The organism is Beijerinckia sp. L45, from assembly GCF_009765775.1.
In the GTDB taxonomy this organism is placed as follows: Bacteria; Pseudomonadota; Alphaproteobacteria; order Rhizobiales; family Beijerinckiaceae; genus RH-AL1.
This window is the reverse complement of the sequence record NZ_LMUU01000172.1, coordinates 30,022-42,623: the sequence shown is the minus strand read 5'-3', so window position 1 is coordinate 42,623 and position 12,602 is coordinate 30,022. Positions and strand designations below refer to the sequence as shown.

The window sequence follows — 12,602 nt, the reverse complement described above, 5'->3', positions numbered from 1 at the left end:
CGACAAGCTTCGACAGATGCATGGTATGGTGGGCCTCGGCAAATTCCAGGCCCAATTCTCCATACACCTCGACGAACGATAGATCGCAGACCTGACAACGATAGCCGTCACGCTCCTTGCACAGTTTTGCAAGCAGCTTGCTCCGGTCAAAGCGCTGGTGAATGCCGACGATCCGTTTATTCTCGATCTTGTTGTAAATGCCTCCGGTATTAAATTCCGGCAAAGCTTTGAAGGTCTTGCTCAGGAACATCGAGAAACGCGCTGTGTCGAATGGCTGCCCAACTCGGCCATAGATGCCGTAGTAGTGAGCGCCCTTCCAGCCCTTGTCGAAGACAGGAAACCCATCCTGTGCACGTTCGGGAACATTCACCAAAACGCGGGCGTGTTCCTCCTGTTCGTAATCCGCGGTCCCTAAGTTTTGGAAGTCCTTGGGGTTCAGATCTTTGAGGAAGCGATCCATAATCGCCTTCTTCTCATGAAATCCGACCCAGTAGCCCCGCGTCTCGCGATCGAGGGCATATTCGAGCCAAAGACCAAGTACTGGACGGCTTTTGTCAAAAATGGCGAGATCGATATACCAGCCTTGAGTATTGGTTATGTAGCACTCCGAAATATCGAAGTTAATGAGCCTACCCCACCCCTCCTCTTTGAGGGCTTCGACCAACAGTGCCGCGGAGGCCGTGAGCTCATCCTGCTGGTCGGGAGTCGTCATGATAATCAGCCCTTACGAAAGGGCGCCTTGTGCGCTGTCGCGGGCCATCGATCAACCCTTTAGCTCTTCAGACCATGCCCTTCCAAAAAGGAAACCGTGGCAACCCCGGCGGTCGCCAGAAATCTAGATGAAGATGGAACGCGCTTGGGACACGCGACAGTGACACGCTCCGCTTCATCCTTGAGTCCGCCGCTCGTCTAAAGGCTGCACGCAGGCCCGCGCAGCATCTGCCCGCCCGCTCGTTCACGTTCATGTGATTAGCCCCTGCATATGCAGGCTTTTGGATTGAACGTATTTCAAGACCACAAGTCTGAGGGTTATCGAAGTGCGTTTTCGATTTTGTAGTTTACACCTGCAGTACATCAAATTGTTAGCATTAACGGATCGGGCGTCTCGATGGGAGACCGACGCGTGAGCGCGGATCGTGGGTTAGATAGTCTCATGCTTAGGTCGGTCGCTCCGACTGCCGCTCCCACATCAGAGCCGATCTTTCTTCACTCAAGCTTTAGAACAGGCAGCACATGGCTCTGGCAAAAGATGCGCGCTTCGCCGAGCACAACTGCCTATTATGAAATATTCCATGAAGTCCTTGAGACGCTCACCGCTTCGCAGGCGAAGCAGATAGACTTCACACAATGGGATTCCCGACACCCAGTCTCGTCCCCTTACTTTCTAGAATTCTTACCTTTTTTAAAATCCGAAGGCGGCATTAGCGGCTTCTCGCGGAGCATGGCCTATGAGACGTTTCTACCTGTCGGTGGTCCAGATGCCGATCTGTCCCCGGCAGAGATTTCTTATGTTGATCGCCTCGTTTCCGCCGCCTCTTCGAACAAAAAGATCCCTCTTCTTTCTTGCACGAGATCGTTGGGACGCTCGCGTGCATTACGCCGGGCTTTCGGCGGCCGGACAGTGTTTCTGCACAGAAACTTGTTTCACCAATGGGCTTCCTACTGCGGGCAGGCAGAAGGAGGAAACCCTTTCTTTTTAGAGACAATTAGGGCGACAGTTACGGGGGCGTCAGATAATCCATATCTTCGTAGCTTAGCAGACTGGTTTGATATTAAGAACCCGTCGCTACCACCTGAAGATGTCTTTCAAGTATTTGTCTTACTGCATCTTTATCTTTACAGTATTGCGTTCGATGCTGCCGATCTCCTCGTTGACTTCACTGCAATCGCCAGGGACAGGCATTTGCGACAGATTGTTGAATTTGAATTGTCGCAGATAGCACGGCATGACATCGATTTATCGGACATCCATCAGACATTCGAAATCAACAACTTTGTTGTCGAATCGCCGCGGGCGATGCGAGACACAATCGAGCAGTTCGCGAAACTGATTCCCGCTGACACGGTCTCTCCGAAGGGTGTGGCTTTCGTCGACCAAGCCAAAAACATGGCTTTGATGGAGTGGGAACGACACGAGTTCTTCAATCGCAAATCAAGATCTGTTTGGACACACCGAATTGCAGCTATCGACGGCCAGCTGAGCGCGCAATTTACACGAGGCGACGCCCTGCAAAGCGAAGTCGAAAGATTGACGCTTCAGTATTCGAACCTTTCAAACGTCCATTTGGCTGAACACACCGCACATACTGAAGCTCTTGCTGTGTTGAGCAGAGAACGGGATTCGCTTGCTGAACGGCTTTCCGCCTCGGACACAGCGCGCGGACTGCATTACGCTGCGAATGCCGAAGCGCTCCGGAGGGTAATCAATGAGCGAAACGCGTGCGCCGCGCAAACCGAGACTTTGGAGGCCGCATTGCATCAAGTCAGCGTATTGCACGCAGAAGCAGTCAAACGACTGACTGACCAGCAAAGTGCTCTTGTTGTGCAACTTGAGGCATCTGAGGCTGCACGAATGAAGCTCGAGGCAAGTATGAATGCTCTCTCCGCCGAAGCAAAGGATCTTCGCGACGAATTGTTCAACGCCCGCCAAAAATGGCTACATAGGCTTGTCAGCGGGGTCCCGAGACTTCGTTTACTGTCGCGACTGTACAGACGTTTTGACGAGGTAAATGAGGCACCTGATTAACAGCGATGAAAGCACCTGCTGCCGCTCAGCGGCCTAACGGAAAGGGGCCAGAGCCGATTGGCGGCTTGTGCCCGGCTTCTTCTACTTGGGTCGCTCAAGAACTGGCGTACAGCGGCCTGTGCCCTGAGTTGTAGATCGACTGCGGAGCTAGCTAAATGCGCGAAGTTTTTAACACCTTCTGGCATGGTAGAGAACTATGTCCCATCGCAATTGCCTGTATGAATTCATTCGTTTATCACGGCCACAGCTTAAACCTTTATACTTACGAAAATATCGTAAACGCTGGAAAGCATATAGCTTTAAAGGACGCTAGCCTTATACTTCCGAGAGACAGAATTTATCTAGCTCACGGTGGCTTCGAAAGCTTGTCTGACGTATTTCGATATAAGCTCTTGCTGCAGGAAGGTGGATGGTGGGTGGACACTGATGTAGTCTGTAACTCGAGTTCTATAAAACAGGCTGATGTTGCATTTGCACGGGAAGGACGCGGAGAGAAATTTGCAAACGGCCAAATCAAATTTACCCGTGGCCATCCAATTATTCGCGAAGCAGTTCGCTATTTGGACAGCAACCCTGATACAGGATGGGGCACAACTGGCCCGGTTCTTCTCACGCGCCTGATCCAAGAAGCGCACATGGAAGAACAACGCTGGCCTACAAACGATTTCTATCCGATTTTCTGGGCGGAGTCAGCAAAGTTCCTTTTGCCGGAATACCGGAATGAATTGATCGAGCGGACATGCGACAGCCCGTTCACTCATATTTACACTAGCCGTTTTCGAAGAAGACTGCAGTTTGACCAGAGTCGCTTCCTCCCGCCTAAAGGGTCTTATCTAGAGTTGCTTTATCTCACTTACGGCGCTGGCCCCTCCCTGACTAATCTTACTCCTGTAGATGAACAATCGTTGCGCAGTTGTATCTATGAACATATGAATGAGGGGTGGATCCGCGAATACCTCTCTTCTGAAAATGTAGAGTTCGCTATGCAAAATCCGCATCCTATTCTGGAAAAACCATGAAGATCCCATATACGATACAGATACCAGTCTTTGACGAGATTGATGCGCTCAAGTTTTCTGCTTTCTATTTTGGTTGTATTGGGGTCGAGCCCCGTTATGTGCTCGACAGTAAGCACGCTCCAGCAGCGAAGGCAGCGCTGGACAGCCTCGGTTGTGAGTTCGGGGCGTTTGATAATGACAAGCCTTTTATCGAGAACGGCTATGAGAAGTTCGCGGCCGCTTCGCCGACTGATTGGATCCTCCGGCTCGATTGCGACGAGATCCCCTCCATTGCGCTCCTCGAGGCTTGTACGAACCTAGTTTCCGTTGATGCGCAAGGGATTGGAGGCTTTGAGCGTCATCAGGTACTGTGGCGGAATAATCGCCTTCTTAGCGCTCGCGCTGATCGCTTCACACCAACTAACCAGCGACAGTGGCGCCTTTTTAACCGCAAACGGGTGCAGTACAACACCGCAATTCATACCCCCGGGATCCATGTGGATGTGCCTATATTTTTTCCCCCCGAAGCTTGTGCATATCACTTGGCTTGGGAGTTTCTGAGTTGGGATGATCGCGTGAGGAAGGCGGCGCGGTACGACGATCATGGACAACCTGCCGCGAACCGGCAAAACCAGCTGTTTCCGATAGAGGCTGCTGAGATGAGCGTCCTCGATGCACCTCTATTGCATGATGCGTATCTTGCGTGGCGTCCCGCGTCTGCAGCTCACTTCGAACAAGTTGGAACGTCGGCAACCCCCGAATACGGACCAATAGGTTTCGACGCTAATTGAATATCGAAAGTGCGGTGATCCGTGGTGCCGAACTTACATTGACTCTCCCCCGCCCGCGTGAACAAAATAAGAACATGCGCCGCGACCAGAAGCCGATCCTACCGTCCGCCCATGACCTTCAGGCGCTAGCCAAGCGCTTCGGCGCGACGGATGCGACGCGCCGTCTCACCCTCACCCCAGAGACGCAGCAGCTCGTCAGCCGCGCACTCTCGTTCTATGCCGATGTCACGGCCTACCCACGTGACGAGGCCAATTTTACGATCGATGTTTGGAGCAAAGAGGGGGGCATCATCGAGACGATGGCGCGCACCTCCGGAATGCTGGTCGCCCGCGCCGCCTTTGAACAGGCCTGCAAGGAGCGCCTCGGTTTCCGCGTCACGTTGCGCCAGGGCATCAGGCTCGTCGAGACGCGCGAGGCGCGGCCGGCGGACCCGCTATGAGCTTCCGGATCATCGCGCTCGACGACGGCGCGGACATGGTGTCGTCCGCCATGGACACCAAAGACGAGGCGCTGGATTACGCGCGCGATCTGCGGCGGGATGGGCTCGAGGTCTTGCGGATTGAGCGTCGAGGCGGCGAGGTCGCGGCGGACGCGGCCGAGATCATCGAGTGGTGTTTGACGGCGCCGCCGAACCGCGCTCGACCACATCGACGGGCCTGAAACGCAAAAAGGCCGCCCTCGCCGAAGCGAGGACGGGAAGGTTTCGGAGGAACGCCCTTCGGGTGTCCAAGTTGCCCAAGCAGACTGCATGCCAGCGGCCGGAACGCTGCCTTAACGACCTTGCGGCATCGTCGGCTTATGCCGAAGCCGCCACGCAAACCACCTCAAACGCGCAAGACCGACGACCTCGGCGCCGAGCGGCTCGCCGGCCGTGCCGTTGTAGCGAAGCCGAGTGACCCTCGCCAGACCGGCCTCTTCGATCAGCCACTGCCGAAATGGGTCAAGCCTTCGCTACCGACGCTCGTCGACAAGCCGCCGATCGGCGCGCAGTGGGTGCACGAGATCAAGTGGGACGGCTACCGCATCTCCGCCTACCTCGCTGCCGGCAAGGCCACGATCCGCACCCGCAACGGCCACGACTGGACCACGCGCTTTCCGGCGATCGCCGCCGCCCTCCCCGGCCTTAAAGCGCGCTCCGCCGTCATCGATGGCGAGGCCGTCATCCTGGATGGCAAGGGCCGCTCGAATTTCGCGGAGCTGCAAGCTGCACTGTCGAAGCACGGCGCCGAGGCCGCCGTGATGTACGCCTTCGATCTCCTCTTCCTCGACGGCGAGGATCTGCGAGCGAAGCCACTCGAGGAGCGCCGCGCCCTGCTCGACACGCTTCTGAAGAAGTCCGGCACCATCCTCATGAGCGAGGAATTCACAGGCGCCGGTGCCGAACTCTTCCGTGTCGCCTGCGAGCACGACCTCGAGGGCATCGTGTCGAAGCGGCTCGACGCGCAGTATCGCTCCGGCCGGGTGAAGACCTGGCTGAAGACGAAATGCGTCCTGTCCGACGCCTTCGTCATCGTCGGCTATCAGCCGACGTCAGGCGCGGTCCGCGGCGCGCTGGCGAATCTGAAGCTGGCGCGGTTCGACGGCGCCAAGCTGGTCTCGGTCGGGTCTGTCGGCACCGGTTTCAGCGACGCGGTCGCCGCGATGCTACGGACGAAAATGGATGCCATCGCGACGCCGAAGTGCGCGGTGCCCGGGCTGAAGACGAAAGGTGCGGTGTGGGTGCGGCCGGACCTTCAGGCGGAGATCGCGTATCGCGGGCTGACGGGATCTGGCGAGCTGCGCCACGCGAGCTACAAGGGCCTGGTCGATGCCTGAAGAACCTCGATGATAGGGCTAGCGTTGGTGCTGGCGCTCGCCGGAGCTTGCCTTTCTGCAAACATCTTCGCGGCGGGAGTGGCAAAACAACCCAAAGCCAAGCTGGTGATCCTTCTCAGCCTGTGCGGCCTCGTCGTGTCTTCGTTCGTCTTCGGAGCCGCCTTCGACTACGTCATAACTTTTTGGCGTCGTTGGCACTGAAACGAAAAAAGCCCCGCCCCTGCCGAAGCAGAGACGGGGCGAGTCATGGGCTACTGTCGTGCCGGATCGTAACCGGCTGGTCGGCAGTTTAAATGGCGAAGCTTGCGCGAAGATGCATGCCCTAGCGCAGCTTTAGCGGTGCGCCGTGACGCGCCAGCTAATCGTGGTCGAGCTGAGCGTGATCAGCGCCGACGACGTGAACCCGATCGTCACCGTGTTGGTCGCCGACACGAAGAAGAAGGCGATGTTGATCCCAGCCGGTAGAGCAGCTGTTGGCATCAGCGAGATATCCTCACCTGCCGCAAGACTGTCACCGCTGACGGCCGGCGTCACGGCCAGGGTCGAAGTCTGCGTCTGACCGAGCGAGATCGAGAAACCAAACGTGCTGGTGCCGGTGAACTTGCCGTGGACCGACGTGGTGTCACCGGCCTGCAGCTGCTGGCTCAATCCGTCCGGACCGATGACGAGCGGGCGGCGTTGGGTCATAGCGTCAGAGCAGGATCGGTTGCGCGATCTGCAACTCGAGTTCTGTCGCGGACAGCGCGGTCCCGATCGCGACGTTACAGGTCCCGACGGTCGTCGGCGGCGTCGTCGTCAGCTTGCCGACGTTGCCCGGGTCGAGGAAGTAGAGCGACCCGAACGTGAGGCCGCCGGTCTGGCCGGTCACGGCCGCATCCCACTGCGCCGTCGTGCCGACCAGAACCCCGGACTGCGCGATGTTGCCGTTGGCGCCGGCTGCGATCGTAGCATCATAGACGAGACCGGCCAGCTTCGACGTCGTTTTCGAGTTCGCCTGTGCCCGCTTCACACCGTCGGCGGCGTTCGCGTAGACCGGCTGGCCAAAAGCGAGCGCAACCGCCGTCTCGTTGTTCGCCACGGCGCGGATCGACGGCGTGTTGACCGGCGCCGAGATCGAATCTCCGGATTGCAGCTGCTGCGGGAGCCCGTCGGGGCCAAGAACGAGCGGGGCACGAACAGTCATCTATCAGGTCCTCAAAGCAGGATGGGATCGAAGGGATCGACGATGAGCGTCGAAGGGGATGCCGCGATGCCGACGCGGGCCACGCACAGCGCGCCTGGCGAAAGTGCCGCAGTGGTCATGCCTCCAGCGGCGGCGAGAAAGTAGGGTTGGCCGGGTGACAGCTGCGCGGCCCCCGTGATGGCCGACCAGTCCGCGATCGTGACGGTGCCGCGGCCCGGTTGCAGCGCGAATCCGGCAGCCTCATCGGCCGGCGCCAGGCCGGCGACGAAAGCCAGGGCGTAGGTGTCGGCGCGCGCCAGTACCAGTTGCCCGGTTGCGCGCGAGATCGCCAGCGGCTGCCCAGCGACGACGTCCTGCGCGAGCGGTGTCGCGAGACCAAAGGAATCGCCCGCCGGCTTCTGTTTCGCGAGCTCCACGGCCAGATAGGCCATGACGGCATCGGCACTATCGAACGTGGCGCCGGAGCGGTCTGCAACCGACGGCCATGGAAGCGCGGCGAAGAGATAGTCGCTCTCCGGACGCTGTATCTGAACGACGCCATTGTTGAGCGATGCGATAAGCGAGCCCGCGATGAACGGCTGCGGGATCGAGTCGATCAGCAGCTCGTTCGCGTTGAAGAAGATGCGGGTCGGTTGCACGTCAGGATCCCGCTGAAATCGGCACGATGAGGATCGAGAAACCGCTGACGGTCACGGGAACGGACGAGGTCAGGAAGAGACCGGCGCCGGTCGTCGTCAGGGTCGCGCCGGCAAAGAGGAGCAGTTTGTAACCGACGCGCTCCAGCGAGCCGGCTTGGCTCGGCAGCGTGGCGGACCCGGTATCGAGCACGGGACCGCCATTCGCGGTATTCCCGACGAGAAGATCGGCCACGAGATCGAGATGCCCGCCAGCGAGCATCGTCGTCACGTTCATGGTGACGCGCACCTCGAAGACGTCGTTGGCCTGACGTGCCACGATCTTTTGACCGTTCCAGAACGGCGTGGCCGCGAACGGCGCCTGGAGCGCGTTGACGGTCTGCGTCGGATCGATCGTCATCACGATCTGCGCCGAGGTGTCCGGGCTTAGCGTCAGCGCTTGGTCCGACGTGGCTTCCAGGTATCGGACCATGCCGAAACCCATGAACGCGTGCTCCGCGATCGCGACGACGGCGCCTAACGGCGGACGCAGGCTACCGGCGACACCGGTCTGGCTATGGCGAACGACGGCCGCCGCGGCCCGGGCACCACTGATCCCGACGATCGTCGACATCAGAACACGAACAGGGGTTGCTTGCCGATCGAGACGGCGCCGTCCGTCCCGACGACTTTCGGCTGCGCGATGAGCAAGGCGCGGCGCGGGTCACCCCACGCCTCGAAGGCCTGCGCCGGGAAGATTGTCTGCGCCGCGGCGAGCGACAGCGCGATGACACCGTTGACCGGATCAATCAAGGCGCCCGTCATCGTGATGAGGCGCGGGCTGCGGTTAGGGATGCATTGGCCGGCGCGCTGCAGATAGCTGAGGGTGCCGGTGACCGTGACGCCGGTGAGGTTCCGCGCGACGCCGGGTGTCGTGATCGTGACGCCGTCGGATGCATAGACCGGGGCCGCGTCATAGACGATGTAGGTCAGCGCATTGGCGCCGGTCCAGTCGTCGCCGGCATAGCGATAATCCGGCGCCAGAAATGCCGGGGCACCGGCAACGATGTTGGTCATGAGGCTGCTCCGGGCGGGATCAAAGGTCGACCGGTCGCGGCGAGCAGATCACATCGAACTTGGTCCGCGGCGTCTTGTTATCGTCGGCGCGTTTCTGCTCTTTGGTGAGGTGATCCGTGCAGAGCATGGTCTGCATCGGGTGCGACTGAACCGCTCGCTCGACACGCCAATGTCCGCTTACCAGATGGTAAGCGACGATGATCATCACCGACATGGCGACCTCGGCTATTGCAGGGGCGTGAAGACGATCGCTGGAAAGGCGACGGGAAGATCCCAGAGGCCGAGCAGACCGCCATAGTGCGCTACGACGACGAGTTCGATGCGGTCGCTTACCATCACGGTGCGGGGGATCTCGACGCAATACGACTGTCGGTGCGGACCGACGCCTACGGTCATGGACCGCGCCCAAGGTAAAATGCGGCTGCAGCGAGGCTCGCCCGGAAGGCTGGTGTCGTTGTAGAGCGTGACCTCGAAACGATCCGACGCGGTGACGAGCGCGACATCGAGCGGTCCACCCGGCGCCATGCGCATCTTTTCGCTGACCCAGTCGAAGCGGAGAAACGCGCCAACGCGAACGACATCCTCAATGCTTTGGGTGCTTCGGATCGGGCGAACAAATCCCTCGACCCGCGGCCCTACAACGAGAACAATGAACCCGAGCGCGACAAGCCCATAGATTGTCCAGAATGTGCGGATCGTTCGCGACATCGCGCTACTCCCGCGGTGACCGCGGCGGCAGGACATCGCGGAGCATGTCTCGAACCATGCCGACGGTTCGAACGCCGGCGTTGTTTACGGTGTGCTCCACCTTCTCGAACTTCTCCGAGATGCGGTCCTCGAGCCGGCGGAAGTCGTCGATCTTGACACAGTCCCGCGCGATCTGCAGCTCGATCGACGCGAACCGTTTCAGGTTGTCGTCGTGCTGGTCTTTCTGAGCCTTGTTTTGCACGTCGTCACGCTTCTCCTGATCTTCGTAGCGTTTGATGAGCGAGCTCAATCGTTCCCGGAACGTGAAATACGTTCCGACTACACCGACAAGGGGTATCGCGATCTCGATGATCGCCTGGACGCCGAAGTTGCTGTCGAAGGCCATGGTGGCGGATCCAGAATAGCGGGAAGGGCTGCGGTGCTTACGCCGGCAGCGCGAAGCGGGCGCCGCGGGTCGAATAGACGCCGAGGCCGACGCGGTGACCGTGATTGCCGGAGATTAACAGGACGCGGCCGGGGCCGAGCACGCGAACCACGAAGCCAGTGTGGTGCGGCATCGACATTATGGCGCCTGGGGCTGGACCACTGATCAGGCGACCGGCGTAGACAGCATTGCGGGCAAGGCGCGAGGCTACTGTCTGGTGACCAGTTCGTCGCAGAACGAAGGTGTCGAAGTCCTGGCACCAGGGGCCGCGCGTCCCGGTCATATTGCCGTGGCCGACCCAGCGTAGCGCTTCGCGCACCACGTCGGTCGTAACGCCGCCGACGCTGGCTACGTCGACGACCCGGGCCCGAGCGAAGCGAGCGACCCGGTCTACGACCGATGCGGCCGGGCGGGCGTGGTAGAAGTGGCGGGCATGACGTACATGCCGATGATGATGCCGGGCGACGTGCGCCTCGGCGGCACGGGCGTTTAGTGCAAGGGCAGCGAAGGCGGCAATCGCCACAAGGGCGACGAGCCAGATCCGCCAGAACGCGCTATGCGCCGGCGGCATGTGGAAGTGTTTGAACATCAAAACTCCGGACATGAAAAAGGCCGCTCGAAATGCGGCCGTCGATCTGTCGGTGAGGGCGGTCAGGCCGTACGGAAGACGCGGTCCCAGAGGGTGGTCGACACGCCAAAGCAGCGGTCGTGGTAGCGATGATGGGCGACGTGGTGCCGCTTCAACGGCCAGAGCCAGTCGCCCTCGCGGATCCACGCATAGTGAAACGCGGTGTGCAGCCCGGCGTAGACGATGTATCCGACCGAAAACCCGATCGCGAAGGGTGCCGCGTTGAAGCCGAACAGCAGCCAGATCACGGCGTAGTTAAGCAGCGTTAGGGCGGGATGCAGCGCGATATAGTCTTTTTGGTTCCTATGATGGAGCCAGTGAAGATCCGACAGCCAAGGCGCGTGGTGAGAGATCCGATGGACCAAATATTCGTAAAGGGTCCAGACGAACCAGCCGGCCGCGAAGGTAAGCATCCAGTGCTTATCGAAACCGAGGGCCGCCGAATAAACTGCCAGCGTCGCCGTGATCGGAGGCGTGATCCAGAAGTCGGCGAAATATTCCCGCCGGGTTCGGCAAACAAGCTTCGGCAGCCATGAGGGCATCGGGATCATGGCAGGCCTCGATGTTGGACGTTGAACAGTATCCGGCGCGCCCTGGCGGGGGGACCTTGAGGCGCGGGTGATCAGAGCGGCCTTGGAGCGCGCCGGATGTTCGGGGGTTAGGCTGCGGCAACCGTCGGAGTCGCGGCAACGGCGGCCTTGGCCGAAGCTGCAGCGGCGGTCGCGGTCTGGAAGGCGACGTAGCCGGAGACGAGCGCGGCGGCATCGTTGGTGCCGCTGTTCGAAGCCGTTGCAAACGCGTTCAGCGCGGTCACAGCGGCGTTAGCATCCTGAATAGCTTTGTTGACGGTGGCGTTCGACGCGACCTGCGGATTGACTGCCGCGATCGCCGCGATCATCGCCTCGACCTGCTGAAGGTCGGCGGCGATCGCCGGCGTGTTGCTCGCGACCCACTTAAGGGCGGCGCTGATATCCTTAGCCGCCGCTTCGACACCGATCTTGATGTCGGTGACGATCGTGACGACTTCGGTCTCGGTTGTGACGAAAAAGCTGGTAACGGACGACAGAAAGCTCATGCGAATGCTCCTTGGGTGATGGTGCCGGTGAAGGTGTGACCCCAGGCCGAGATTTCGCCGGGTTGCACGACGGGGGCGGGTTGCGCTGCGAGCCACTCCACGAAGGGAATGGCGAGCTTCTCGACGTCGATGGCGACCTCGAGATCGTTGGCGAAGATGGCAACGGGCGGGATGAAGACGGCGACGACCTTCGCCGCGACATCGAGTGCGACTTCGCCCTGCAGGATTTTGGTGGCGAGGTCCTGGCTGTGCCAGGCCGCGACCATGTCGGACCAACGCGTCGTCGCGATCACCTTGGCGGCCGCGACGATCTCATCTGGGGTGACGGCGCTGGAGTTCTTCGCGACGGCCGATACGACGTGTCCGAAGAGCGTGGTCGCGGCCGAGACGAGGCTCACTTGCTGGAGACCAGCGATTTGAGAGCGTCGACGACGCTCTGCATGTGCGCCGGGTCGCCGAGCTCTGTATCGACGATCATCCAGAGGCTGTGGATCTCGTCGCCCATCTGCTTGAACTTGCCGCTCTTGTGAAGCGCCGGCAGG

General features: G+C 59.9%; 20 protein-coding genes. 7 read left to right on the top strand and 13 right to left on the bottom strand.

Translation table 11 applies throughout. From position 1 onward, the window contains the following. Nucleotides 1-712 (bottom strand): hypothetical protein (locus GSQ79_RS19180; RefSeq protein WP_210253141.1); only part of this gene is annotated, 712 nt, incomplete at its 3' end. A 537-nt stretch (nt 713-1,249) separates the two neighbouring features. On the opposite strand from GSQ79_RS19180, the gene GSQ79_RS19175 reads away from it, so the two are divergent. From GSQ79_RS19175 to GSQ79_RS19145, 7 genes are all read left to right on the top strand, one after another. Next, nucleotides 1,250-2,746, top strand: coding sequence for a hypothetical protein (locus GSQ79_RS19175; protein ID WP_158810271.1), 1,497 nt, complete (start codon nt 1,250-1,252; stop codon nt 2,744-2,746). Nucleotides 2,747-2,901: 155 nt separating this feature from the next. Further along, a complete protein-coding gene (locus GSQ79_RS19170) occupies nt 2,902-3,765 on the top strand; it encodes a glycosyltransferase (RefSeq protein WP_158810270.1) in 864 nt (287 codons plus the stop codon). Then, the gene (locus tag GSQ79_RS19165; RefSeq protein ID WP_158810269.1) at nt 3,762-4,535 is read left to right on the top strand and encodes a hypothetical protein; all 774 of its coding nucleotides are present in this window, start codon (nt 3,762-3,764) and stop codon (nt 4,533-4,535) included. Before GSQ79_RS19170 ends, GSQ79_RS19165 begins: the two co-directional genes overlap by 4 nt. A gap of 74 nt (nt 4,536-4,609) precedes the next feature. Further along, nucleotides 4,610-4,975 carry a hypothetical protein gene (locus GSQ79_RS19160; RefSeq protein WP_158810268.1) on the top strand — a complete coding sequence of 122 codons (366 nt, stop codon included), beginning with the start codon at nt 4,610-4,612 and terminating at the stop codon, nt 4,973-4,975. Further along, entirely contained in the window at nt 4,972-5,196 is a 225-nt protein-coding gene (locus tag GSQ79_RS19155; RefSeq protein ID WP_158810267.1) for a DUF2188 domain-containing protein, read from the top strand. The genes GSQ79_RS19160 and GSQ79_RS19155 overlap by 4 nt, the downstream gene beginning before the upstream one ends. A gap of 138 nt (nt 5,197-5,334) precedes the next feature. Beyond that, on the top strand, nt 5,335-6,351 hold the full coding sequence (gene ligD / locus GSQ79_RS19150; protein ID WP_158810266.1) for a non-homologous end-joining DNA ligase: 1,017 nt from the start codon (nt 5,335-5,337) through the stop codon (nt 6,349-6,351). 27 nt (nt 6,352-6,378) lie between these two features. Continuing rightward, entirely contained in the window at nt 6,379-6,552 is a 174-nt protein-coding gene (locus GSQ79_RS19145; RefSeq protein ID WP_158810265.1) for a hypothetical protein, read from the top strand. 132 nt (nt 6,553-6,684) lie between these two features. On the opposite strand, the gene GSQ79_RS19140 is transcribed toward GSQ79_RS19145, so the two are convergent. From GSQ79_RS19140 to GSQ79_RS19085, 12 genes are all read right to left on the bottom strand, one after another. Further along, nucleotides 6,685-7,038, bottom strand: coding sequence for a hypothetical protein (locus tag GSQ79_RS19140; RefSeq protein WP_158810264.1), 354 nt, complete (start codon nt 7,036-7,038; stop codon nt 6,685-6,687). A 4-nt stretch (nt 7,039-7,042) separates the two neighbouring features. After that, complete coding sequence (locus GSQ79_RS19135; protein ID WP_158810263.1) at nt 7,043-7,534, bottom strand: hypothetical protein; 492 nt, start codon at nt 7,532-7,534, stop codon at nt 7,043-7,045. 11 nt (nt 7,535-7,545) lie between these two features. Further along, nucleotides 7,546-8,172 (bottom strand): hypothetical protein, encoded by a 627-nt coding sequence (locus GSQ79_RS19130; protein WP_158810262.1) that lies wholly within the window; start codon nt 8,170-8,172, stop codon nt 7,546-7,548. 1 nt (nt 8,173) lies between these two features. After that, nucleotides 8,174-8,782 (bottom strand): hypothetical protein, encoded by a 609-nt coding sequence (locus GSQ79_RS19125; protein WP_158810261.1) that lies wholly within the window; start codon nt 8,780-8,782, stop codon nt 8,174-8,176. Continuing rightward, nucleotides 8,782-9,225 carry a hypothetical protein gene (locus GSQ79_RS19120; protein ID WP_158810260.1) on the bottom strand — a complete coding sequence of 148 codons (444 nt, stop codon included), beginning with the start codon at nt 9,223-9,225 and terminating at the stop codon, nt 8,782-8,784. Before GSQ79_RS19120 ends, GSQ79_RS19125 begins: the two co-directional genes overlap by 1 nt. A 19-nt stretch (nt 9,226-9,244) precedes the next feature. Beyond that, nucleotides 9,245-9,433: a hypothetical protein gene (locus GSQ79_RS19115; protein WP_158810259.1), complete on the bottom strand. Its 189-nt coding sequence runs from the start codon at nt 9,431-9,433 to the stop codon at nt 9,245-9,247. A gap of 17 nt (nt 9,434-9,450) precedes the next feature. Beyond that, nucleotides 9,451-9,933, bottom strand: coding sequence for a hypothetical protein (locus GSQ79_RS19110; RefSeq protein WP_158810258.1), 483 nt, complete (start codon nt 9,931-9,933; stop codon nt 9,451-9,453). Between the two features lie 4 nt (nt 9,934-9,937). After that, nucleotides 9,938-10,318 (bottom strand): hypothetical protein, encoded by a 381-nt coding sequence (locus GSQ79_RS19105; RefSeq protein ID WP_158810257.1) that lies wholly within the window; start codon nt 10,316-10,318, stop codon nt 9,938-9,940. A gap of 37 nt (nt 10,319-10,355) precedes the next feature. Further along, entirely contained in the window at nt 10,356-10,946 is a 591-nt protein-coding gene (locus GSQ79_RS19100; protein ID WP_158810256.1) for a hypothetical protein, read from the bottom strand. Between the two features lie 62 nt (nt 10,947-11,008). Then, complete coding sequence (locus GSQ79_RS19095; RefSeq protein ID WP_158810255.1) at nt 11,009-11,536, bottom strand: sterol desaturase family protein; 528 nt, start codon at nt 11,534-11,536, stop codon at nt 11,009-11,011. 107 nt (nt 11,537-11,643) lie between these two features. Beyond that, complete coding sequence (locus GSQ79_RS19090) at nt 11,644-12,060, bottom strand: hypothetical protein (RefSeq protein WP_158810254.1); 417 nt, start codon at nt 12,058-12,060, stop codon at nt 11,644-11,646. Further along, nucleotides 12,057-12,458 carry a hypothetical protein gene (locus tag GSQ79_RS19085; RefSeq protein WP_158810253.1) on the bottom strand — a complete coding sequence of 134 codons (402 nt, stop codon included), beginning with the start codon at nt 12,456-12,458 and terminating at the stop codon, nt 12,057-12,059. Before GSQ79_RS19085 ends, GSQ79_RS19090 begins: the two co-directional genes overlap by 4 nt. Nucleotides 12,459-12,602 lie beyond the last annotated feature (144 nt).